The organism is Pseudarthrobacter cremeus, assembly GCF_051857465.1.
Taxonomy (GTDB): Bacteria; Actinomycetota; Actinomycetes; order Actinomycetales; family Micrococcaceae; genus Arthrobacter.
On record NZ_JBPZHC010000013.1, the window covers coordinates 1 to 23,383 of the forward strand.

General features: G+C 61.5%; 15 protein-coding genes and 2 pseudogenes. 4 read left to right on the forward strand and 13 right to left on the reverse strand.

Annotated features, from left to right (window positions below; genetic code table 11):
- Positions 1-765 precede the first annotated feature (765 nt).
- Positions 766-1,629: a MurR/RpiR family transcriptional regulator gene (locus tag ACS5PJ_RS19480; RefSeq protein WP_439436519.1), complete on the forward strand. Its 864-nt coding sequence runs from the start codon at positions 766-768 to the stop codon at positions 1,627-1,629.
- On the opposite strand, the gene ACS5PJ_RS19485 is transcribed toward ACS5PJ_RS19480, so the two are convergent.
- Genes ACS5PJ_RS19485 through ACS5PJ_RS19510 form a run of 6 tightly spaced genes read right to left on the reverse strand, consistent with a single transcriptional unit; the run spans position 1,544 to position 10,215 of the window.
- Complete coding sequence (locus ACS5PJ_RS19485; protein ID WP_439436520.1) at positions 1,544-2,794, reverse strand: amidase; 1,251 nt, start codon at positions 2,792-2,794, stop codon at positions 1,544-1,546. The genes ACS5PJ_RS19480 and ACS5PJ_RS19485 overlap by 86 nt on opposite strands.
- Entirely contained in the window at positions 2,791-4,305 is a 1,515-nt protein-coding gene (locus ACS5PJ_RS19490; RefSeq protein WP_439436521.1) for an aldehyde dehydrogenase family protein, read from the reverse strand. The genes ACS5PJ_RS19485 and ACS5PJ_RS19490 overlap by 4 nt, the downstream gene beginning before the upstream one ends.
- Complete coding sequence (locus ACS5PJ_RS19495; protein ID WP_439436522.1) at positions 4,302-5,138, reverse strand: VOC family protein; 837 nt, start codon at positions 5,136-5,138, stop codon at positions 4,302-4,304. Before ACS5PJ_RS19495 ends, ACS5PJ_RS19490 begins: the two co-directional genes overlap by 4 nt.
- Positions 5,135-6,832, reverse strand: a complete 1,698-nt coding sequence (locus tag ACS5PJ_RS19500; RefSeq protein WP_439436523.1) for a hydantoinase B/oxoprolinase family protein — start codon at positions 6,830-6,832, stop codon at positions 5,135-5,137. Before ACS5PJ_RS19500 ends, ACS5PJ_RS19495 begins: the two co-directional genes overlap by 4 nt.
- Positions 6,829-8,925: a hydantoinase/oxoprolinase family protein gene (locus tag ACS5PJ_RS19505; RefSeq protein ID WP_439436524.1), complete on the reverse strand. Its 2,097-nt coding sequence runs from the start codon at positions 8,923-8,925 to the stop codon at positions 6,829-6,831. The genes ACS5PJ_RS19500 and ACS5PJ_RS19505 overlap by 4 nt, the downstream gene beginning before the upstream one ends.
- 33 nt (positions 8,926-8,958) lie before the next feature.
- Entirely contained in the window at positions 8,959-10,215 is a 1,257-nt protein-coding gene (locus ACS5PJ_RS19510) for an MFS transporter (RefSeq protein WP_439436525.1), read from the reverse strand.
- A 1,077-nt stretch (positions 10,216-11,292) separates the two neighbouring features.
- Here ACS5PJ_RS19510 and ACS5PJ_RS19515 point away from each other — a divergent pair.
- The 3 genes and pseudogenes from ACS5PJ_RS19515 to ACS5PJ_RS19525 form a co-directional block, all read left to right on the forward strand.
- Positions 11,293-11,487 (forward strand): annotated as a pseudogene (locus ACS5PJ_RS19515) (IS1380 family transposase); the annotation flags it as partial.
- Positions 11,488-11,915: 428 nt separating this feature from the next.
- Positions 11,916-12,068: pseudogene (locus ACS5PJ_RS19520) on the forward strand (LacI family DNA-binding transcriptional regulator); the annotation flags it as partial.
- Positions 12,069-12,095: 27 nt separating this feature from the next.
- On the forward strand, positions 12,096-12,995 hold the full coding sequence (locus tag ACS5PJ_RS19525) for a LacI family DNA-binding transcriptional regulator (RefSeq protein WP_439436591.1): 900 nt from the start codon (positions 12,096-12,098) through the stop codon (positions 12,993-12,995).
- 24 nt (positions 12,996-13,019) lie between these two features.
- Here ACS5PJ_RS19525 and ACS5PJ_RS19530 read toward each other — a convergent pair whose 3' ends face one another.
- From ACS5PJ_RS19530 to ACS5PJ_RS19560, 7 genes are read right to left on the reverse strand one after another with little or no spacing between them, the layout of a single operon-like run.
- Positions 13,020-14,759 (reverse strand): ABC transporter ATP-binding protein, encoded by a 1,740-nt coding sequence (locus ACS5PJ_RS19530; protein ID WP_439436526.1) that lies wholly within the window; start codon positions 14,757-14,759, stop codon positions 13,020-13,022.
- Positions 14,756-15,592 carry a sugar phosphate isomerase/epimerase family protein gene (locus ACS5PJ_RS19535; RefSeq protein ID WP_439436527.1) on the reverse strand — a complete coding sequence of 279 codons (837 nt, stop codon included), beginning with the start codon at positions 15,590-15,592 and terminating at the stop codon, positions 14,756-14,758. Before ACS5PJ_RS19535 ends, ACS5PJ_RS19530 begins: the two co-directional genes overlap by 4 nt.
- Entirely contained in the window at positions 15,589-16,470 is an 882-nt protein-coding gene (locus ACS5PJ_RS19540; protein ID WP_439436528.1) for an ABC transporter permease, read from the reverse strand. Before ACS5PJ_RS19540 ends, ACS5PJ_RS19535 begins: the two co-directional genes overlap by 4 nt.
- Entirely contained in the window at positions 16,467-17,420 is a 954-nt protein-coding gene (locus ACS5PJ_RS19545) for an ABC transporter permease (RefSeq protein WP_439436529.1), read from the reverse strand. The genes ACS5PJ_RS19540 and ACS5PJ_RS19545 overlap by 4 nt, the downstream gene beginning before the upstream one ends.
- Before the next feature lie 20 nt (positions 17,421-17,440).
- The gene (locus ACS5PJ_RS19550) at positions 17,441-18,991 is read right to left on the reverse strand and encodes an ABC transporter substrate-binding protein (protein WP_439436530.1); all 1,551 of its coding nucleotides are present in this window, start codon (positions 18,989-18,991) and stop codon (positions 17,441-17,443) included.
- 2 nt (positions 18,992-18,993) lie between these two features.
- Positions 18,994-20,709 (reverse strand): hydantoinase B/oxoprolinase family protein, encoded by a 1,716-nt coding sequence (locus tag ACS5PJ_RS19555; RefSeq protein ID WP_439436531.1) that lies wholly within the window; start codon positions 20,707-20,709, stop codon positions 18,994-18,996.
- Entirely contained in the window at positions 20,702-22,768 is a 2,067-nt protein-coding gene (locus tag ACS5PJ_RS19560; RefSeq protein WP_439436532.1) for a hydantoinase/oxoprolinase family protein, read from the reverse strand. Before ACS5PJ_RS19560 ends, ACS5PJ_RS19555 begins: the two co-directional genes overlap by 8 nt.
- Positions 22,769-23,383: the final 615 nt, after the last annotated feature.

Sequence of the window (23,383 nt, forward strand, 5' to 3'; positions counted from 1 at the left end):
GCGGGCAACCGCGACCACGTCACGGCGGAACTCTTCGGGAAAGGCCTTGGGCATGATGAACATCCTTCCACCCGCGAGGTTAATCCTCACAGATCAGGAGTCAACCAAACCTTCAGCAGTCCCGTCCGGTTGATTGTTGCTCTGGTGTTGGTGCTGATTCTAGGACGAATCACAGCAGGCAAAACGTCGTCGGTTCGAACGTCAGTAAAGCCCACGGAATCACCCCTCACCGCGCCTCGGACCTAGCCCTGACCGTAACCAGCGCTACCCGTTTCTTGGAGAGGGACCTGCAAGGGCAGTGCAGGACTCACACACAAACCGATGGCCTCGTGCAGTACCCCGGAAAGAGAAATAGGTTGCCGCACTCGAAAGTCTCCGGTTAGGCCCTTTCATTGCCTCAGTGAAGATTACTCAGGAAGTCAGTTATTCCAGGCCCACTGACTGGTTCCAGTGGTGCCCGGAAATTGGCGCCGCTTTCGTTGGCACTCTGACCCCAAGCCGCGGGGGAGCTTGGTAACGCCGCGACGTACCTGACAGTCCCGCAATCTGAGACCTCGGATATGCCGACGCAACCCGGCGATGTACGACGGCGGGACTTCCCGCCGTCGTACGACTTGCGCTCCCGTGTCTTCGCTCGGGGTCCGATACGTCGGTCCAGGCCAGCGTGGGGCCAGGGCAAACCTGTCATAGATCTACCACGTGCAATAATTCTTGCATGAACATGAAAGCTCGACTCCAGTGGCTCCAGTGAGGACTCACGCGAACGTGGACACGAAACCCTTTGACGAGCGTATCCGGTCGGCGGCTCAGACACTTTCCAAGAGTCACCGCAGGATCGCTGAGTACGTCACGGCTCCGGACTCGACGCCGGGCCTCCTTACGGCGGCCACCATAGCTGACGCCGTTGGGGTCAGCGAAGCAACAGTTGTCAGGTTCGCGCAGGCGTTGGGGTACAAGGGCTATCCGGATATGCAACGCTCCATGCAAAGAGCCTTGGTTCGCGACGTGACTACGGTCAGGCGCTTTGAGGCCACGTTGAAGGACCTGGGACCAGCTGAGTCCGTGGTTGAGCGCTGCCTTTTCGAGGATGCGCAGGCCCTTAGCGCGACAGCGAAAACCCTCGACGCCGCCCAGGTGACATCGGCTGCGGAGGCGATGCTGAAGGCAGGGCACATCTTCGTTGTGGGACACCTGATGGCCTATCCTGCGGCGCACCTTCTGTGGATCGGCTGCCGGATGATCGGATTGCCTGCGACGTTGGTTGAGTCGTCGGGGGCCGACACCGCGTTGCACCTGCACGAAGCGACGGAGGATGACGTGCTCATCAGTGTGTCGATGCACAGGTACAACGCGGGGACGGTGTCCGTTGTCGAGATGGCGCAGGAGATCGGGATGGGCAGGGTGGCGATTACTGATGACGTGCTCAGTCCGACGGCTGTTCGCTCGAATTTGGCGCTGGTTACCGCCCAGTCCGGCGAGACTTTCTTTCAGTCCACTGCCCCGGTCATCTCCGTGGTCGACGCCCTCCTGACCGTGTGCAGCGTCATGCGTCCGGAACGTTCCCAGTCTTCCCTTGCCAGGCTGGAGGAGAACTGGGACCGGGCGGGGACCTTCTACCATTCCGGGTGACCAGCCCCAGCGTCCGGATGAGGTGTCCGGTTCTCAGGACGGCGGCGTTGCTTCGTCCGATGATCTGAACCCCGACCGGCAGCCCTGCCGATTTCAGCGGCATGGTCAGGGCTGCCAGCCCGGAATAGTTAGCGACGCGGGTGTTGCGCATCAACGCGCTTCGCGGACTCAGGCTCTCGTTCCCGATCTGCACGTTGGTTGCGCCGATTGGCGGAGCGACCACCGGGCAGGTGGGTAGAACGACGGCATCCACGTCACCGAGCGCCTCCGCCGAGTATCTGCGACAGCTGTTCATGGCGTCGAGCGCGGTCATATATTCCTCGGCGGAGATGCGCGCTCCGCTTTCCAGCCGGGCGAGGATCTCGGGTTGATAGCCGCTGCGGTGCACGCTGAGGCGCTCTTTGTGAACCTGAAAGCCTTCGTAGGCCTGCACGATACTTCCGCCGGTCTGACAGTCGTCCCAGCCAAGCAGGGAAGCCGTCGGCAGCGTCCCCAGTGCGTTATGGACCGCTTTCCATGCTTCGGTGACGTGCCAGTCGGCGCCGTAGGCTTCCGTTTCCCTGGCCAACCCCAGCGTCGGGTTCCGCGGATCGGCTTCGTGGGCGTCTGGCCGCAGCGCGGACCACATCCGTGTCAGTTCATGCCAGGTGCCGGCGATCAGGCCCACGTGGTCCAAGGACGGCGATAAGGGGTAGACGCCCTGGGTGCTGATGCTTCCGTAGGACGGTTTGAAGCCGTAGACGCCGCAGAGAGCGGCAGGGATGCGGACGGATCCGGCTGTATCGGTGCCCAGCGCACATCCGGCAAGGCCGAGCGAGACCGCTGCTGCCGCACCTCCGCTTGATCCGCCGGACATCCGGGCCGGGTCGTGGGGGTTCCGGCATGGTCCGGCGGGGTTGGCCTCGCCTGTGCATCCGTATCCGAATTCGTCGCAGCAGGCTGATGCCAACGGCTCGAATCCGGCCGCCTTCAGGGTGTGCACGGAGCTGGCATCCCGGCTGCCCGTGTGTCCCGGCCGGGTAGCTGACCCGCATTCGAACGGGAATCCGCTGACTTCGATGTTCTCCTTGATCAACAGGGCGGTTGAGGTTCCGTGGCGGGTTCGATGGCGGATGGCGGCGGCGTGCGGATTCCAGTACCGGATGGCTGTGTCAACGATGGTCATGCGTTGGCCAGGTAGATGCTTTTGGTTTCGGTGTAGTGGTCGAGGGCGTCCGGGCCCAGTTCCCGTCCCCAGCCGGAGGACTTCCAGCCGCCGAACGGGAGGGCGGGGTCGACGGCGTGATAGCCGTTGATCCAGACCGTCCCGGCCTGCAGTTGGTCCGCCAGGCGCAGGATGGTGCTGACGTCGTTGCCCCAGATGCCTGCGGCCAGGCCAAAGTCTGTGCCGTTTGCGAGCCCGATGAGCTGGCTTTCGGTCTCGTACGGGGTCAGGAGGAGCACTGGGCCGAATACTTCCTGCTGAACAATTTCGGAGCGGTGCGCGGCGTCCCTGATGACCGTTGGCGGGTAGTAGAAGCCGTTGCCTTCGGGTATCTCCCCTCCAGCGTTGATCAGCGCTCCGCTTTGTTGCGCGCGTTCCACAAAGCCGTGGACACGTGTGCGGTGGCCGCCGCTGATGAGGGGTCCCATCTGCGTTTCCGGTGCCAGGCCGTCGCCCACCCGCAGGTTTACTGCCTCTTGCTCCACACCTGCGGCTACTTCGTCGAAGATGCTGGCGTGCACGTAGGCCCGGGACCCCGCGGTGCACACTTCGCCCTGGTTGGTGAAGATCGCCTTACAGATTCCGTCGATTGCCTTCCGGGGGTCGGCGTCCGGGAGGACAATGTTGGGCGATTTGCCGCCGAGTTCCAGGGTGACCCTCGTGAGGGAGGCGAGGGCCGCCGTCGCCACGGCCTGTCCGGTGGCCACAGATCCGGTGAACGCGACTTTGGCGACCCTGCGGTCATGTGCGAGGGCGCTGCCGGCCGACTGCCCGTAGCCGGGCAGGATGTTGACGACACCAGCCGGGAATCCTGCCCGTTCGATCAGCGAGCCAAGCCTGAGCGCTGTCAGCGGGGTCAGCTCCGAGGGTTTGAGGACGACGGTGTTCCCGGCTGCCAGGGCCGGTGCGAGTTTCCAGGATGCCATGTTCAGCGGGAAGTTCCAGGGAATGATCTGTCCGACGACGCCGACCGGTTGACGGACCGTGATCGCCTGCCATCCCTGCAGGGAGACGGGCTGTACTGAGCGGCCGTCGACCTTCCCTGCCCAGCCCGCGTAGTAGCGGAATACTTCAACGGAGGCGTCGACGTCGCCCCGTGCAAGGGACAGCGGCTTTCCGTTGTCCAGGGTTTCCAGCAGGGCGAAATCATCCGCGTGCTGCTCCAGCAGATCAGCGAGCCGCCACAGGAGCGTTCCCCGGCGGCTGGGGGTCAGCCGATTCCATTCGCTCTGGGTGAAAGCCCGGGCTGCCGCGGCGACGGCGGTGTCGATGTCTTCCGCCCGGGCTTCAGCGACTTCTGCAATGATCTGTCCAGTGGCTGGATTGGTAACCGGGATCCGCCCGCCAGCCTTCGAGTCAGTGAACCTCCCGTCGATGAAAAGCAGCTTCGGCGTCTCCTCGAGCAGGGCCTCCGCAGCGCGGCGCCGATCGGCCGGGACGTTGGTCACGGCCGTCATCTGCGGGCCGTTCACGATAGCCCCCACATGAAGCCGGTGATGTCGGCGGGGACCATGCCGGCCTTGCCGGCCGGCAGAGCGGCCTTGAGACCGCTGCCGGCAGCACCGACTATGAAGGGGCCCGGCCCCCGCCGCGTCAGTTGCTCCGATATGGGATTGTCCTGCCCGGTGGTTTGGAAGAGCCTGAGCGTGGCGCGTTCGAAGTGGACGTCGGCGAAACCAGCCTCCCAGACCGGAAACGGCGTCAGGTCAGTGTCTGCGCGGGCGCCGTAGGCGGCGGCCAGTTCCCTGGCGGCGGCGAGGGCGTCCAAGCTGGCCACGCCGACATAGGTGATGGTGACGTTCCCGGCCGGATGGTCGGCGATGATGTTCTCTGATGACAGGGCTGCCAGCCGATCGTTGGGCGAAAGGATGCGCTCGATAACGATGGGCGGGCGGATGGGGCTGCTGCCGGATTGCGGGTAGATGATCCTGGATTTTGACGTGAATCCGTCGGTGTGGACGCGTGTCATCTCTATGGCGTCGGGGACGGTGTAGCCGTGGTATCGGAGACGCCTTGCCGCGGCGTCCAGATTATCGGTTTCCATGGCCAGTGTTGCGAGTCCGTCGCCGCCGCGCAGGAAGTCCACGGCGTAGCGGCATACGTCGGAGCCGCCTGCCGCTGCAGCCTCCGGGTCGGTGATTTCGAGGAGTTCGATGTAGAACAGTCCGAAGTGGCACAGGTCGTTGGCGCTGCCAAAGCCTTCGTGGATTCCGCCTGGCACTGCGTGCAGGCCAAGGGTCCGTAGGATGTCACTGGTGCGGTGCCTGTCGGTGACGAACTGTGTCACGTGGTCAAGTGCCATCATTTGGCGCTCCCGGCGGCTTGTACCGTGGCGTTGATGCCATATGCCAGGCGGACAGCGGCGGGGGAGACTTTGCCTTCCAGGACGTCTTCGTCAAGGAGGCTGCGGTCTCGCTCGGAGGGGTTGCCGTAGCCGCCGGCGCCGGGCGTGACCATTTCAATGGACTGGCCCGCGGGCAGGGTGCAGATTCCCTGAACGGTGCTGATCGTTCCTTCAGCGACGGAAGTAGTGGACCGGGATCCTTCGCGGCCGCCGTCGAGGCCCCAGGGTGACGAGAGCCGCCGGGTTGTCGTGATTTTCAGCTCGGCTGGGTGGTCCACGGTGCGCAGTTTGCGGCGGATCGCCATCCCGCCCCGGTAGCGGCCTGCTCCTCCCGAGTCCGGGACGAGCTCATAGCGTTCGACGAAGAGCGGGTACTCCTGTTCGAGGGACTCGATCGGCAGGTTGCTCGTGTTCGTCATGTGCACCTGCACCCCGTCGAGGCCGTCCCGGTTGAATCCGGCGCCGAACCCGCCGCCGAGCGTCTCCTGGTAGACGTAGTACTTGCCCGAGCGGGGGTCCACGCCGCTGAGCGAAATGGAGGCGTTGGCGCCGTTGCATGCGGCGATGACGCGTTCCGGGACCGCCTGGGCCAGGGCGCCGTAGACCAGATCAACGACACGCTGGGTCGTCTGGCAGCGTTGGTTCACGGCGGCGGGGCTTACGCTGCAGACGACCGTACCCTCGGTAGCGAGCACGGTGATGGGTCGGTACATTCCCGCGTTGGGAAGGATGGCGGGATTAACAATCGTCTTGACGGCGTAGTAGACGGTGGCCAGAAGTGCTGTGCGGATCATGTTCACGCTGCATTCGAGCTGTGCCGGGTTGTCTGAGAAGTCGAAGGTCATTTCGTCGCCGCAGATTTCGACGCCGACCTTCAGCAGCAGTTCGCCGTCGAATTCGTCGCAGTCGAAGCGGTCTTCGAAGGAGTACCGCCCGTCCGGCAGTTCGGCGATGCCGGCCCGTGTCTGCCGTTCGGCGTAGTTTTGCAGGTCCGCGGCCGCGATGTTGAACATCCCGGTACCGTACTTGTCGCACATTTCGAGGACACGCGTGACCCCGACACGGTTGGCCGCGACCTGGGCTCGAGCGTCGTTGAGGCGTTCCTCGGGGACCTGGCAGTTGAGGAGAATCAGGTCCCAGACGTCGCTTTGCCGTTCCCCAGCGATGTACAGGCGGACAGGGGGGATGCGCAGTCCTTCCTGGAAAATGTGCTTGATGCCCCTGTCCACGAAGTCTGCGTGGTGTCCTGTGTTCGCGGCCCAGCCGACAAGGTCACTACCGTTGAAGATCGGAGTCACGACGACGATGTCCGGCAGGTGGCTGCCGCCGCCGGTGTAGGGATCGTTGCCGATGAAGACATCGCCCGGGCTGAGGCTTGCCGCAGGGTAGCGTCCCAGGACCTCTTTGACGACACCCATCAGGGAAGACAGGTGGACGGGGACGTGCGCTGCCTGCACGATGGTGTCGCCGGAGGTGTCAAAGAGTGCCGTGGAGCAGTCGCGGCGTTCCTTGATGTTGGTCGAGTAGGCGGCACGGATAAGGGTTTCTCCCATTTCCTCAACGATGGACTGAAGGGCGCTTCCAATCACCTCCAGCGTTACCGGATCCAGGCCGGCCGGGGCAGGAGCCGGGCGGGAGTCTGTTTGCTGTGTCACTTCTCGTTCTCCTCGATGATGAGATTGGCGTATGCGTCGGTCCGGGCTGTCTGGCCCGGAAGGACGACCGTTGTGGTGTCCATTTGTTCGATCACTGCCGGTCCGGCTATGAGGTTGCCGGTGCGGAGTTTTTCGCGGGCGTAGATCGGTGTCGGGGTGTAGCCGTTTTCCGCATCGAGGTAGACGCCCCGCTCACCGATGAGGGCGCGCCACGGGTCCTCGCCCTCGTCGTCGTGGACGGGTGTGGCGGCTTTGACGACTTTTCCGCTGGCCTCGGCGCGGAAGGTCACTGCCTGGATGCGTTCACCAGGGACCGTGAAGCCGTAGAGGGCCTCGTGCTCGGATTCGAAGCTTGCGACGGCTGCGGTGATGCCGGCCGTGCCCAGTGTGTGTTGTTCCAGGCCGATGCCCAGTTCGTAGTTCTGCCCGGCGTAGCGCATGTCGAGGGTGATCCGCAGGTTGCGCTGCGCTTCGGGGATTTTTTCCGCTTCGAACCACCGGTCCGCTTCCCTGCAGAGGTGCTCGACGGCGGCCTTCAGCTCAGTCTCCTTGTCGGCGTCGAAATCCACGATTTTGGTGAAGGACAGGTCGGTGCGCAGGTCGGTGACCATGAGTCCGTAGGCGCACATGACCCCGGGAGAGGGCGGGACGATGATCCGCGGAATGTCGAGTTCGCGGGCGAGCCGTCCTGCGTGGAGCGGACCGGCCCCGCCGAAGGCGGCAAGCGTGTAGTCGCGTGGGTCGTGGCCTCGCTGAACTGAGATGACGCGGATGGCCTTGGCCATGTTTGCCGTCACGACCCGGAGAATGCCCTCAGCGACGTATTCGGCGGAGAGACCGAGTTTGCCGGCCAAGACGTCAACGGCGCGCCGGGAGGCCGCGGCGTCAATTTTGAGGCGGCCGCCTAGCAGGTACTCCGGATTCTGTGTCCGGAGGACCACGTTGGCGTCGGTAACGGTCGCAAATTCATTCTGCTTTCCGTAGCAGGCGGGTCCGGGCACGGCCCCGGCGCTCTGCGGCCCGACTTTGAGCGCGCCACCGGAATCCACCCAGGCGATGGACCCGCCGCCTGCACCTACCGTAGTGATGTCCAGCATCGGGGTCCGCAGGGGGTATCCGTCGATTTCGCTCTCCTGGGCAAGATTCACCCGTCCGGCGTGGATTAGGGAAGCATCAGTGGATGTACCGCCCATGTCGAAGGTGATGAGGTTCGGCTCGTTGATCAGGGCGCCGATGTGGGTTGACGCAACCAGGCCAGTGCTGGGCCCGGAGAGCATCATCCGTGCGGGCTGCTGGCAGGCGGTATCCAGGGAGATGATCCCACCGTTGCTTTGCGTGATGTGCACGTCCGTTTTGACCCCAAGGTCCCGGACGTCACGCTTGAGGTTTTTCAGGTACTTCCCGACGACGGGGCCCACGTAGCTGTTCAGGACAGTCGTGGACATGCGCTCGTATTCCCGGAACTCGGGGATGACTTCGTGCGAGGTGCTGACATACAGATGTGGGGCGAGTTCTGCGAGGAGTTCGGCGACGACCTCTTCATGTGCCGGGTTGACGTAGCTGTAGAGGAAGCAGATCGCCACCGCGTCCAGTTCAAGACCAGCAAGTTCGGTGACAACGGCCCGCACTTCGGCTTCGTCAAGTTCCCGGAGGGCTTTCCCTTCGTAGTTCAACCGTTCCGAAACCTCTTTGCGGTGCCGGCGTTTGACGAGCGGTTCGGGCTTGGCCACGGTCAGGTCGTAGAGGCTGGGCCGTCGCTGCCTGGCGATCTCCAGCAGGTCACCGAAGCCTGCCGTGGTAATCAGGGCGGTGCGTGCCCCTTTCTTCTCGAGCAGTGCGTTGGTTGCCACCGTGCTTCCGTGGGCGAGGAAGCCGATCCGGGACGCCCAACCATCGCCTGCGACCCGGGTCAGTAGTTCCCGGACGCCGGTGACGACTGCCTGCGACGGGTCTGCGGTGGTGCTGGGCACTTTGTGCGTGTGGAGTTTCCCGGTTGCGACGTCAATGGCGCAAATATCGGTGAAGGTTCCGCCGGCGTCCACTCCGACGCGGAACATTCCTGTTGAAGGGCCGTTTGCTGGTGCTGAATTCAATTGTTGCTCCTAGTCGGTGCTGGCTGGGCAGGCTTACGTTGCCTGCAGATTCTGTCGTGCTGTTTCCTTCGTGAAGACCCACGTCATGAAGGAGAGGGCGGCCACGGCTGCCATGTAGATGACGGCGGCCAACGGAGTGTGGAATTGGACGGTAAGCCAAAGCGCGAGGTAGCTTGCTGTGCCGCCGAAGACTGCGGCGGTCAGCCCTTGTCCGACGGAGACTCCGCTGACCCGCACCCTGGTGGGGAAAAGTTCCTGGTACGTCGCTGTCTGTGCGCCCAGAACGAGCGCCAGGATGGTGCCCAGAGCCAGTTGCGCGAGGAGGACGGCGGCGAAACCTCCCTGCATCATGAGCAGGAAAAGTGGAACGCCGGCCACGATGAACAGCCCTTGTGCGGCCATCATGATCCGTCGCCGTCCGACGATGTCTGACAGGGCTCCGGCCGGGATCTGGATGACGATCATCCAGGCAAGGGTCAGGGTGGTGCAGAGTGAGGCTTCGGGACCCTGGACGAGTTTCTGGCTCGCGACGTAGGCCGGGTAGAACGTCAGGATTGTGTAGTACGAAACGAAACCACTGGCTCCGATCCCCATGATCCGTGCCATCTGGCCGAGATACCTCTTGTTGGTGAACAGTTCGGCTGCCGGGATCTTGGCGACCTGGTCGTCGGACTTCAGGGCGCGAAAAGCGGGGCTGTCGTCGAGCTTGAGGCGGATGTAGAGGCCGACAAGGCCCAAGGGCAGCGCGGCGAGGAAGGGGATCCGCCACAAGCCGTCCTGCAGTGCTCCTGTCCCCAGGGTGAATTGCATGACGGTGGCCGTTAGGGAGCCGACGAGGAACCCGACCAGGGTCGCAAGTTCGATCGTTGCCCCCAACGCGCCACGCCATTTCGGCGAGGCGTACTCAATGACGAGAGCCCCGGCACCGGCGTATTCGCCGCTGGCGGCGAGACCCTGCAGCAGCCGTGCAGTAACCAGAAGCACAGCGGCGCCGGCGCCAATCTGGTCGTACGTCGGCAACAGCCCGATGGCTGCAGTAGCAAGGGATGTCGTCAGAACCAGGATCATGAGTGTGTGCTTACGTCCAACACGGTCACCGAAGTGCCCAGCGACTGCGCCGCCGATTGGACGGGCGGCAAAGGCGATCCCGAACACCGCAAAAGCTTCAAGGAGTGCCGTCTCGTCACTCGTCTTCGTGAAGAACGTCCCGGCAATGTACGTGGCGAAGTAGCCGTAAACGGCATAGTCGTACCACTCGACAAACGTGCCTGCCATTGATGCGGCAATCACGCGCCCCCGGCTGGTTCCTTGCAGTGGCATCGTTTGTGGCATTGGTGAATCACTGGCTCTGGTGGTTGTCATGGCAACCTCTCTCTATGTATAGCCTGAACGGCGAGATAGGAACACCTCGAACGGCGTCCAAAGGATGAGCTGTGAGCGGTTCCTCCCCCAAGAGCAACTGAAATATATATTGCAGCAATGGACCATCAGATGCAAGAGTTCCTGCAAAAATGATTTTGGTGCTCGCAGTTTCGGTCACCCAGCTGCGCCGCCGGAGCAGGATGCAGTGCGTTACCAGGTCGCCGACTTCGAAGACGCAGGCACCTACACGCCCGGCGTGGCCGGTGGGGTGAGTGTGTGTGGGGCACAGGCTCCGTCGTGTGCAGTGAGAGCGGCATACGACTGGGGAGGCTTTGCGGTTGAAAGTTCCACATCCACGGACATAGTTGATCTGCTCGCAGAGTGGGCCAAGGCCCGTACAAGTCGGAGCGATCCTCGGAGGGCCCCACTTCTCGATGTCCGGATGCGAACCGCACCAGGTAGCGGAAGTCATCTCATGCTGTTGGGAAGACATCGGGTGAGCGGACCTGCTCTTCCCCACAGTCAACGCTGACTGGTAAGTCCGGTCCTCGGGTGAAAGGGCGGGTCCTGCCCGGCATCGAAATAGAGGACGGTGAGGCTGACGCCTTAGCCTCGATCCACCGGTCGGGTTTGATGGGGCAGGGTTTTTGATCTTGGTCCGGGTTTAGGTCGATGGGCATGAGAGGGTTGCGGGCCTTGCTGCCGGTCGTGTTCCGTGGTCCTGGTTGCGCCGTTTCGGCTGGGTGGTCAGATAGCTGCGGTCAGTGGTTGCCCGCAGGCCGATTCGAAAAAGCGTGACCATCCGTTTTCCCAGGGCCAGTGCGCGGGCAGGTGTCGGATGATTTTCCGTGCCGAGATCGAGCCTGGCGGGGACGGTGATGATTTTTCGGCGGATGGTGCTGCTGCGTGTTTTGCCCAGGTCGGCTCCGGCGGGGGTGCCGATGGCGCGGGAAGGTTGAAGGCGATACTCGCCAGGACCAGCCAGGCCGCGTTGGCGGTGAACTTTCCCGAAGGTGTTCGGCCAACGCGGCTTGGCTGGTCCTGGCTGCCATGGCGTTCAACCTCACCCGGTCGGCAGCGGCCGCGGCTGGCAACGGCCTTGCGAAAGCCCGCACCGGAACGATCCGCCGCAAACTGATCGGCGTCCCGGCCAGAATCGCATCCTCCGCACGGAAGCAGCGCCTTCACCTGCCCGCGGATTAGCTCTGGGAGAAAGCATGGACGGCACTGTTCACGCTCGCCTTTCCCCGGCTGGCGAAGACGTGACTGGCAGCCCCTGACCACAACGAGCAAGGACCCTGGTGGAACATCGCCGGCAGCGGGGCCGGAGCCTCCCGCATGTCTAAACGCGATCAACCCCGAGCCATATCTCAACCCGGGATCACCCAGCAGTCCATCGGTGGATCAAGGCTTAGGGGTCCCGGCCGCCGGGCGCGCGCCGGGCAGCGGCCTTTCCCCCTTACATGTGCGAGAGGGCGCGCATTCCACTCCAGTGCAAAGAACTTGTCGACCTGCGCTGCCTCAGTGGCAACTCCCGAGCTGAATTAGAAGCGACGGGCACACGGGTTAACGGCGGAAATCGTGAGACGATGGTAACGATCCCATTTTCATCGCAATAGAGGTTGTCCGTGTCAAGATCGCCACTTCCCGCAGCTACGATCATCGACGTCGCCCTCCGTGCCGGTGTCTCCAAGTCCACCGCGGCAAGGGCCCTAGCCGGGTATGGGTCAGTGAGTGGAAAGGCCCGACAGAGGGTTGAAGTCGCTGCGCAGGAACTCGGCTATAAACCGAATAGCCTTGCCAGGAGCATGATCACCGGACATACCAACACTGTTGGCGTTGTGATCCCTGATATCAGCAGCCACTTCTTTGCTAACGCACTCCGAGGTATCTCCACGGCTGCCCGTGAAGCAGGTTATGAGCTGCTGCTCAGCAGCACGGACGGTGATCTGGGCTTGGAGCGCAGAGCAGTTGACCTGCTGGCAGCAAAACGCGTGGACGCGATCATTGTTGCTCCCGTGTCCACCGAAGACACCGCTCACTTAGAGAAGTTAGCGGAGCAGGGCATCGCTGTTGCGTTGCTTGACAGGCCGGCACCGCACGTAAAGACGGCATCGTACGTTTCTGTTGATCACGTCGGTGCTTCGAGTATGGCGGTGAACCATCTTTTGGACCTCGGGCACCGGAAAATCGGAATCGTCACGGAGGCGATAATGCCTCCAAATTGGCAGGAGGCAGTGGACTCGGGAGACGCTCTGTCGCTGCGCCCCAGCGCGGCGCGGCTCGTCGGATACCGAAATGCTTTGCGGGGGGTCGGTATTCGGGTTCGAGAGGAATATGTAGCTCACAGCGCGTACTCAAAGAGCGCCGCTCGTGCGGCCACCGAACGCTTGATACGCCAGTACCCTGAAATCACGGCCATCTATTGCACCGATAGCGAGCTCAGCGCGGGTTCTTTCGCCGCCCTGCAGGATCTGGAGATATCGTGTCCTGGCAGCATTTCCCTCATCGGCTTCGATGACCAGGATTGGGCGACCCTCGTTCGTCCACGTCTCACAGTGGTCGAACAGCCCAATTATCAGTTGGGGATGGCATCTGCGGAAGAGGCAATCGGCGCAATTGCTGATCCTCTGGGTGCCCGTCCGAATCGGACACTGAGTGGTCGTTTGATCGTACGGGATTCAACAGGCCGGCCCCGCGCGCGGTGACCGGCCTGCTGCCTGGGGTGTCTGTCAGGCGCGGGAGGCCGCGTCTGCTGACCTGGCCCTGCGCTCGACTGTCCTGCGTCGCTGCTCCCGTGGATCAGGTATTGGTGCAGCGGCGATCAATCGTTGGGTATAGGCCTGCTGGGGCTGTGTCAGCACCTGACTGATCGAACCAGACTCCACAATGGTCCCGTTCCTCATCACGGCGACCTTGGAGGCAAGGCTCTCAACTACAGCAAGGTCGTGGCTGATGAACAGGCAGGAGAAGCCCATTCTGCCTTGCAGCTCGAGGAGGATCTCCAATACCTTTGCCTGCACCGAGACGTCCAAAGCGGACGTGGGCTCATCGGCGACCAGCAGTTCGGGTTCCAGCGAGATCGCTCTTGCGATTCCGATGCGCTGCCGCTGGCCGCCGGAGAGTTCATGCGGGAACCTTTCGTACCATGACGAGGGCAGTTCGACGCTCTCAAGGAGTTCTCCCACGCGCTTCCGAACCTCTTTGCCCGAGGCTTGGTCGCCGTGAAGGCGGAGCGGTTCGGCGATGCTGTCGCCGATGCTGGCTCTGGGATTCAGAGACGAGGCCGGGTCTTGGAATACGATGCCAAACCGTTTCCGGAGAGGGCGAATTCTCCGGCTGGACAGCTTGGAAATATCGTGTCCGCAAACGTTGAGTTCACCTTCGGTGGCTTTGAGCAGGCCTACCACGCATCGGCCCACGGTCGATTTTCCTGACCCTGATTCGCCTACGAGTCCAAGGATTTCGCCGCGATGGAGCTCGAAGCTTACGTTTTGAACCGCTCTAAAGCCCCGCCGGCCCAACCGGCCTGGGTATTCCACAACGAGATCCTTGGCGCTAAGGACGACATCCTGTTTGGGTTCAGAGGTATCCGGTTGGGTTACTGGTGCTCCGCCTTCACTGGTGGTTAGGCGTGGCACTGCTGCCAGAAGTTTGCGGGTGTACGGGTGGCGTGGGTCATCGAAGAGGTCGTTGACGAATGCTTCTTCAACTACCCTTCCTTTTTGCATGACGATCACTCGGTCGGCGATGTCGGCCACTACGCCCATGTCATGGGTAATGAATAGGACGGCCATTCCGGTTCTTTGTTGGATGTCTTTGATGAGGTCGAGTATTTCTGCCTGGACCGTGACGTCCAAGGCAGTTGTGGGTTCATCGGCAATAAGTACTTTAGGATCACAAATCAAGGCCATAGCAATCATGGCCCTCTGTCGTTGCCCCCCGGAGAGCTGGTGCGGGTACTGCTTGGCGCGGCGGGCGGGTTCGGGCATGCCGACGCGATCGAGCATCTCGACGGCGAGTTGGTGTGCCTCTTTTGCGCTGACTTTTCGGTGTGCTCGCAGTGCTGCACTGATTTGTTGGCCGATCGTGTAGACCGGGTTCATCGCGGTCATCGGCTCCTGGAAGATCATTGCGGCGTCTTCCCCGCGGAGCGCTTCCATTTCGGATTCTGTTGCGGACAATACGTCCGTCCCGGCCGTTGTGATGGACCCGGTGACGTTGGCGGTGTCAGGCAGCAGGCGCAGGGAGGCAAGGCTTGAGACGCTTTTGCCGGAACCTGACTCGCCAACCACAGCGAGAATCTCGCCGGCGTAGACGTCGAATGAGACCTCCTTGATTGCTTGGACACGTTCGCCGCCGATGTTGAAATCTACCGATACTTCCCGGATTGCCAGGACGGGCGTCTCTTCCCGGGGCGGGCAACGCCTGACAGCCTCCATCGACAGGCCTTCGCTGGTGTTGTTGCTCATGTCAATCCTCGCAAGTAGTCGATGCCTTGGGTAACCATTGCCTTCTCTGTGCAGAGGTGGCGCCAGGTGTTGGATTTTGCTGCGATGGTTGGGTGGGTGGGGGTGAACGCTTCAAAAGTCAGCCAGCCGTCGTAGTCCACGGTGCGGAGGGATTTCATCACTTCCGTCCAGGGCACGTGCCCGCTTCCTAGGAGCCCTCGGTGACTTTCGGCGATTTGCATGTATCCCAGGCGGCTACCGGCGTCCAGGATCCCTTGGGGAACGGAGGCTTCTTCAATGTTCATGTGGAAGGTGTCCAGTTGGATTTTGATGTGTGAAGAGCCGATCTGGTCCATTAGGGCGCTGGCCTGCTCGGCGGTATTGAGTACGTAGCCGAGGTAGCGGCTGGTCGCTTCGATGCTGACTGTGACGTCCAGGGCTTGGGCTACGACTGCTGCTTTGGATAACCCCTCCGCCGCTCTTTCGAGCTCGGTCGGAGTCACTGGCCTCCCGGAGAAAATCCGGCCAGCCGCCGAGAGCACACCCCCGATGTTGGTCGCGCCGATATCGGCTGCCGCCCGTACGGCGCTGGTAATGTGCTCAACGCCGGCCTGGCGGATTGCGGGATCGGGGCTTACCAGATTGTTCTCAGCTGTGAGGACGACGCCGAGAGTCCATTCAACGCCGTGCCGGGTTCCGGCCTTCTTCATTTCCTGAACTGGGAGTGTCGAGGCGAGGTCTGTATGGACTTCTACGCCGTCGGCGCCCCATGAGGCGGCCGTGGCGGCCAGCCCGTCGACGGATTGCCGGTCGATGGCGTCGACGATCATGAAGCTGTGGACCCCGAATTTCACGCGCGGACCTCCGTCAGCGCGGCGGCTTTCGGGCGTGATGTCTTGCGGCTGCGTGGGTCCAGCCAGTCTCGAAGGGCGTCTCCGAGGACGCTGAAGGACAGGATGGTGGCAACTACCGCTATGGCAGGTGCCAATAGCAAGTCCGGGTTGGAAGCCATGAACCGCTGGCCCTCGGCGACCATGAGTCCCCAGGAAGCTGTTGGCGGCACTACGCCTAGACCGAGAAAGCTCAGGCCGGATTCCAGAAGGATGGCGGAAGCGAGGGTGAGGGACATTTGCACGGCTATTGGAGACATGATGTTGGGCAGGACCACCCGAAGGAGGATTCTTGGCGTTGGCGCTCCGATGGCTTTAGCCGCTTCGACGTATTCCGCATGTTTGACGCCTACAACCTGTCCATAGGTGATACGTGCGAAGTTCGGCGCGAACAGCAGCCCCATGACGACAATCAGTGTCGTGACGCCGGACCCGTAGATGGTCACGATCAGCAGGGCCAGGATGATTGGCGGAAAAGCCAGTATGACGTCAGTCAGGCGCATGGTTAATGTTTCGATGAGTCGGCCGAAGTAGCCGCCCATGAGGCCAAGAAAAGTGCCAAAGATACAGGCGAACAACGTCGCTCCGAGGGCAACAACGATTTCTATTCGTGCCCCGTAAATCAGCCTTGAGAGACTGTCGCGGCCGAACTGGTCCGTCCCCAGAAGATGCCCAGGAGTCCCGATCGGACGCAACTTATTGGCAACGTCCTGAGCCAGCGGATCATGAGGCGCAAATAGGGGTGCGAACAGGGCGATGGCCACAACGGTGACCACGACCGCCAGCGCTACGTAGCGCAGGGGAGTTGCGTGTTCGTGGAACCGCTTAAGGAATGCGGTCATGATGTTCTCACTCTCGGGTCAAGCATGCCGTATGAGATGTCGACGATGATGTTGATAAGGATGAATATCACCGAAATGACAATGACGATCCCCTGCACGACTGGGTAATCCCGCTGCAGAACTGCCTCGACGAGGAGCCCGCTGAGCCCGGGCCAGTTGAAGATTCGCTCCACTAGGACGGTTGAACCGAGCAGGGTCCCCACTTGCAGGCCGACAACTGTGACTACAGGGTTCAGGGAACCCCGGAGGACGTGTTTCCTGAACACGGTCGGGCGGCTGAGACCGATGGCCTTAGCGGTGCGGACGTAATCTTGCCCGATGACTTCCAGGACAGCCGATCGAGTCATCCTTGACACCACTGAAATGATTCCGAAGGACAACGCCAGAGCAGGAAGTAGGACCCGTTGAAGGTGTCCGGCGAAGTCGGCTTCGGCAGCTCGATAGCCGCCTGCGGGAAACCAACCCAGTTTTAGCGAGAAAACCAGGACAAGGACCGTGCCGATGACGTACACAGGAACGGATATGCCCGTACTGGTCACCAGGTTGATTGCGGCGTCAATGACACCACCGCGCCTGGCAGCAAGGCTACCGAGCGGAATGCCGATGACAAGAGCCAGGAGTACAGCTACCGCGACAAGTTCCAGAGTGCGCGGCAACCGCTCGGCCACGGCCGCCGTCACAGCGCTGTTGTCCCGGAAGGACGATCCCAAGTCTCCGCTCACGATCCCAGAGAGGTAGTTCACGTACTGGGTCCAGAGGCTCTGGTCGAGTCCGAGCTCTGTGCGGACTTTTGCCAGGGCCTCCGGGCTGGCGGCACCCCCTCCTTCGCCGGTCAGAATGATCTCCGCAGGGTCGCCAGGGACCATGTGAAGCGAAAGGAAGATTAAGGTGAGGACGATGAAGGCCAGGAATAGGCCTAGAAGACATCGTTTCAGCACGAATCTGAGCAAGGGGTGCCTCCGGCTGTCAGTTATGGGGAAACGAGTGACGTTTCCGTGAGTGTGTATCCCGAATTGAAGGTCAGGAATCCGGGAAGGTTGGCGAAGCCGGTTACGGACTTCTGGTAGGCGAAAGCCTGCGCACGGCCTGCGAGGGACACAAACGGGGCATCAGTCAGAATCGTCTCTGACAGCTCGTCGTAGACGGCCTTCCGTTTAGCCTCATCCGTTTCTGCCACACCCTTTGCCAGCAGTGCGTTGATGGTTGCGTTGTCATAGCCGAAGGAACGGGTGTGTTCGGCGGGGCCTTGGACGAATTTGCTGAGGAATGACGGGTCATTGACCACGCCGGCGGAGCCGGAGACCGCGATGTCGTAATCGCCGGCGTTGCCCTTGGAGACTCTGGTTGCCCAGTCGGGAAGATCCAGATCGAGTTTGATCCCGACGGCGGCGAGGTCGGACTGGACGGACAAGGCCGTGTCCTTGTGGAAGGCGTACTGGGAGGTGGAAAGCATTCTGGCAGTGAAACCGTCGGGATAGCCCGCCTCGGCCAGGAGGGACTTGGCCTTTTCAGCGTTCTGTTCCCAGCCGTTGGCCAGTGACTTGTTGTAGAAAGGGCTGGTTTCAGGAACGGGGACACCTTGGATTGGCGTTCCGTTGCCGGACAGGGCAGCCGATACGACGTTCTCCCTGTTCACAGCGAGGGCAACTGCTTCGCGAACCTTGGCATCCGCGAAGGGGCCTTTCGTGACATTGAAGTTCAGGTACATGAACGGGCCGCTCTGGGCGTCAAGGGTGATATTCGAATCGGACTTGACCCGGTCGAACTCCTCCCACGGAACGAAATCGATAAGATCAACGTCCCCTGCCAGCAAGGCGTTTGTTCTGGCCTGCCCATCGGTGTAGATGGGGAAGTCGATTTTGTTCAGCTTTACTGATTCGGCGTTATAGTAACCGTCAAATTTTTCCACGACGAAAGACACGCCTTTGTCGTGCGATGCCAACTTGAAGGGCCCGGCGCCCACCCAGCTTTCTCCGCCGGCGGTGAATGCCGCAGGGGGCAGGACCGCTGCGGTGGTGTCTGCAATGTAGCTCAGGAAGGCGGCGTTGGGGGATTTGAGCTTGATGATCACGGTTTCAGCATCGGGAGTTTCAATGCTGCTGATCCCCTGGGTGACGGCGACAATTTTGGCTGACGATTTGGGGTTGGCCAGGTCCTCGAATGAGGTTTTTACTTCGGCGCTGGTCAGCGGGCTGCCGTCGTGGAACGTCAGCCCCTTATGGAGCGTGAATTTGTAGGTTGTTGGGTCGGTTTGCTCGTACTTATCGGCCAGGGCGGTGGTGATTTCGCCCTTGGAGTCATAGCCGAGAAGACCGCGGTGGAGGACGGAGTCCAGCATCATGGCTGCTGCTCCCTGGTCCAGGTGCGGCTGCAGCTTGGGAACGTCCCCGGAGAGACCGAACTGCAGTTCCTGCTCGGGTGCCGCCCCTTGTGTTGTTCCTCCGCCTCCGCAGGCCGCAAGGGCAAGGGCAGAGGCGGCGATGGCTGCGGTAGTGGCCGCGTACTTCAACTTTGTGAACATCGTTAGTTTCCTTGTGCGGGGAGGGACGGGGTGTCTTTCTTTGCGGCAGCGGTCAGGGCCGCCGTTTGTTCGGGGTAATTGCGATCGGCATTGGCCTGGGAAATCTTTCCCTCGGCGAGGTCACGTGCTACCTGTTCAACTGTTCTTTTCGTTGGGTGCCCATAAGCTCCGGCGCCGGCTGTTTCCACCGAGACCCGGTCCCCTGGTTGAAGGACCGTGTAGCCATGGTTGATGGGACGGGCTTCGGGGTTGAGAACAACGTTTGCGCTGGCACCCGCCGTTCCGCCGTCCAGGCCCCATGGCTGTGACTTCTGCCGGCTTGTATCCAGCCAAAAGTGGATGTCTTCGCCTTCGACGCGGACAGCCCTGCGGATGCCGAGGCCGCCACGGTGGTGGCCAGCCCCACCGGAGTCCTGAATCAGTTCATAGGCCTCGACGACCAAGGGGTATTCCGTTTCCAGGCTTTCCACCGGCAAGTTTGAGGTGTTGGTCATATGGACCTGAACTCCGTCGAGTCCGTCTTTGGTGGCCCTTGCCCCGCAGCCGCCCCCGATAGTTTCGAGGTACACGAATTCTTTGCCTGTGCGTGCATTCCGTCCAGAGAAGTGAACTCCGGTGTTGGCGCCGTTGCTGGCTGCGGTTACCCGCTCAGGAACAGCCTCTGCGAGTGCTCCGTGAATGAGATCCACGATGCGTTGGCAGGTTTCGCTGCGGCCGTTGACAGCTGCAGGTTCCTGGCAGTTGATGATGGAACCTAGCGGCGCTTCGATTTTGACCGGTCGGTAAAGTCCTGCGTTGGCGACGATGTCGGCATCGACGAGGCTCTTCAAGGAGTAGTAGACCGAGGCGTACAGCGCAGTCCAGACGACGTTCACACTGGCCCGGACCTGGGGCGGGTTTCCGGCGAAGTCGAAGAGGATTTCGTCGCCGTGGACGGTGATCTTGACCTGCAGGTCAAGTTCTTCATCCAGTTCGGGGCAGTCAAACTTGTCGGCGAAGGTGTAAACGCCGTCAGGCATCTTCTCGATGGCCGCCCGGGTCCGGCGTTCCGTGTAGTCGAGCAGTTCTTCTGCGGCCTGGGCCATAACTTCACGCCCGTACCGGGCGCACAGGTCCTTGTACCGCAGGGTAGCAAGACGGTTCGCGGACTGCTGGGCCCGGAGGTCTGCCTTACGCTCGTGCGGCACCTGGCAGTTGAGCAGGATCAGGTTGAGCATCTCCTGCTGAAGCTCTCCTCGGCGGACCAGCCGGACGGGAGGGATTCGCAAGCCTTCCTGAAAAATGTGCGCGTGCCCGCGGTCGCCGAAATCGGCGTGGTGAGCCAGTGTGGCGGCCCAGGCAGAGAGGATGCCATCGACGAAAATCGGCGTAGCGAGGACGATGTCAGGCAAGTGCGATCCACCGCCGCTGAAGGGGTCATTACCGATGAAGGTATCCCCATCATTGATTTCCTCCGCAGGGTACCTGTCCAGGATGGCGTCAACGATGCCCATCAGTGAACCGAGGTGAAGGGGGGAGCCGCCTTCGTCCTGCGCGATGCCCCTGCCTTGAGCATCAAAGAGGCCGGCAGTGCAGTCACGGCGTTCTTTGATGTTGGTGGAATAGGCGGCCCGGACAAGTGTGCCGCCCATTTCTTCAACCACCGTTGATAGGGCAGACCCGATGACTTCTACCAGAACGCTGTCAAGCGTCTCAGCGGCGGCGTGGGTGTTATTCACTGGTGCTCCTACGGATTTCGATGACGAGGTTGCGCAGGTCGTCGACGACGCAGACGTCTGACGACAGCAGCAGGGTGGTGGTGTCCATTTGTTCGATGATGGCGGGTCCAACAATGCGGTGGCCGACATCCAGGAGGGAGCGGTCGTACACCGGGCAGGGGGTGTAGCCGTCTTCCTCGGGCAGATACACCTCTCGGGTGCCCACTACTGCGGTTTGCACGGCACGCCCTTCAAAGGTTGACCGACGCAAGTCTGCCCGCGGAACGGCGGCGATGGCCTGGACCCTGAAGGTAACGGCTTCGACTACCTCCTCGTTGGCGCTGTACCCGTACATCCGGTCGTGGGCGCTTTGGAAGCTGCCGATCAAGTCGCTGATGGCGTCAGGTGTGATATCCCCATCGGGTACGTCTACGGCTAGTTCATAGTTCTGGCCGGCATAGCGCATTTCCACCCGTCTGGACAGAGAACGACGGTGCTCCTCAATGCCCTCTTCTTCGAACCAATCAGCGGCATGATCTGTCAGTTCGGTGAAGACCTTGTTGAATTCCGTGGTTGCGGTCGGTGACGCGAGCATGATCTGCGTGCGCATAAAGTCACTGCGTATATCCGTCATAAGCAGGCCCAACGCGGACTGCGCACCTGGTGTTTCGGGGACGAGAATACTGCTGGAACCGAGTTCAAGGGCCAGCCGGGAAGCGTGGAGTGGCCCGGCGCCCCCGAACGGAACCAGGACATAGTCGCGCGGATCGTAACCGCGCTGAACTGAGATGACACGGATGGCACGCGCCATATTGGCGGTGACCACCCGGATGATCCCCTGGGCGGCTTCCTGCACGGTAAGCCCCAGCGGGTCCGCCAAAGCTTTGATGGCGCGGTGGGATGCCTGAGCGTCAATTTTCAGCTGACCGTTCAGCAGGTATTCAGGGTTAAGGACCTGGAGGACCACGTTGGCATCCGTGACTGTCGCTTCCTGCCCATTGCCGTAACAGGCAGGGCCCGGATACGCGCCAGCGCTTGCAGGTCCCACCCGCAGATGGTTGCCACTGTCAATCCAGGCGATCGATCCACCGCCGGCACCGACGGTGTGGATGTCGAGCATGGGGGAGCGGATGGGTCGTCCGTCGAGTTCCATGCTGGAGGTAACTTTGGGAGTGCCGTTCTGCACGAGCGAAACGTCCGAGGATGTGCCGCCCATATCGAAGGTGATGATATCCGGGCTGCCTGCAGCTGAGGTGATAGCCGCAGCGCCTACGACGCCCGTGCTCGGGCCCGAAAGAACAAGACGGACAGGCAGTTCCTCCGCAGTGGGGAAGGGGATAATGCCACCATTGGACTGGGTGACATGGGGTAGACATTTCAGCCCGGCCTCAGCAAGGTTGCGTCGGAGCTTTGCGAGGTATTTGGCAACAACTGGTCCTACATACGCATTAGTCACCACCGTCGACAGGCGCTCAAATTCGCGGAACTCCGGCAGGACTTCACTGGAAAGTGAGACATAAGCTTCCGGGAATTCTTCCGAAATGATCCGGCCTATCTCCTGCTCGTGGTCTGGGCGAACATAGCTATACAGAAGGCAGACCGCGATCGACTCAACACCCTGGAGCTTCAGTTCCCGAACTGCAGATCGCACCTCATCCAGATCGAGGGGAATCTCGACGCGGCCGTCATGCCGTACGCGTTCCGCCACCTCAAGCCTCAAATCGCGGGGGATAAACGGCTCTGACTTATCCGCCTGGAGGTCATACATGTGTGGACGCCGTCCGCGTCCGAGTTCCAGCAGATCCCTGAAGCCTTTGGTGGTGATGAGGCCTGTGCGGACTCCCCGTCCGGTCAGGAGGGCGTTGGTGCCCACAGTCGTACCGTGGGCAAAGTAGGAAATTTCGTCAATTGCGCGTCCGCCTATTTGCTCAAGCAGCTCGTGAACGCCCTGGATAATCGCGCGGCCGGGGTCATCCGGGGTCGAAGACACCTTCCGGACGTGGACCTGTCCGGTGGATTCGTCGAAGGCGCAGAGATCAGTAAATGTTCCTCCGGTATCGACACCGATTCGTAAACTCATTTTTTTCCTGACTGTGCTTGCTGCTGATGGTGAAGGCGTGGATCAAAGTGCACTAGGACTGGGAAGGTTCCCAACTTGATCTGGTTTCCGAGTCTGGCATGAGGCGCATCACAACGTCAAGAGCTTTTTGGGATCGTTCTCAATTTTTACGCGAATCTCGCTCTTCCGTTGCGCTTGGTGTTCTTGGGGGTATTGACGCGTAGCGAATCTTCTCTGTAAAGTCGCGGTCAGACCAACTGTGGGAACGTTCCCTAATTTGCGATGGAGTGACATGCCGATGAAAAGGCGAAAGATGCGGTCAGGCGGCACTGCAATGCCAATACCGTCCTATGTGGCCCGTGCTGAACGGCCGCATGAATGTTCCGAAGACTCTGAGTCCAGCCCGTCTTGCCCTGCATGCGCTCGACCGGAAACTGATTGATCCTGATGAAACTACTTCTGCGGTCTACCCAGCAGAGTGCCTATGGCCAGCTCGAAGCGGACACTGGTAGTCATTGCCCCCGAACCGGAACATGGGCCGCCCTCACGGGGGAGCAGGCGCTCGTTGTGTGGGTACCGGAAGGGCAACTGATGCCTCCTGCGACCGGACACCCGGCGAGATGGATTTACAAGGCG

Bases quoted from the DNA above. Each gene is read 5' to 3' on its own strand.
- ACS5PJ_RS19485 (WP_439436520.1), bottom strand. From the start codon at position 2,794: ATGACCATCGTTGACACAGCCATCCGGTACTGGAATCCGCACGCCGCC.
- ACS5PJ_RS19495 (WP_439436522.1), bottom strand. From the start codon at position 5,138: ATGATGGCACTTGACCACGTGACACAGTTCGTCACCGACAGGCACCGC.
- ACS5PJ_RS19525 (WP_439436591.1), top strand. From the start codon at position 12,096: ATGATCACCGGACATACCAACACTGTTGGCGTTGTGATCCCTGATATC.
- ACS5PJ_RS19530 (WP_439436526.1), bottom strand. From the start codon at position 14,759: ATGAGCAACAACACCAGCGAAGGCCTGTCGATGGAGGCTGTCAGGCGT.
- ACS5PJ_RS19540 (WP_439436528.1), bottom strand. From the start codon at position 16,470: ATGACCGCATTCCTTAAGCGGTTCCACGAACACGCAACTCCCCTGCGC.
- ACS5PJ_RS19550 (WP_439436530.1), bottom strand. From the start codon at position 18,991: ATGTTCACAAAGTTGAAGTACGCGGCCACTACCGCAGCCATCGCCGCC.
- ACS5PJ_RS19560 (WP_439436532.1), bottom strand. From the start codon at position 22,768: ATGAGTTTACGAATCGGTGTCGATACCGGAGGAACATTTACTGATCTC.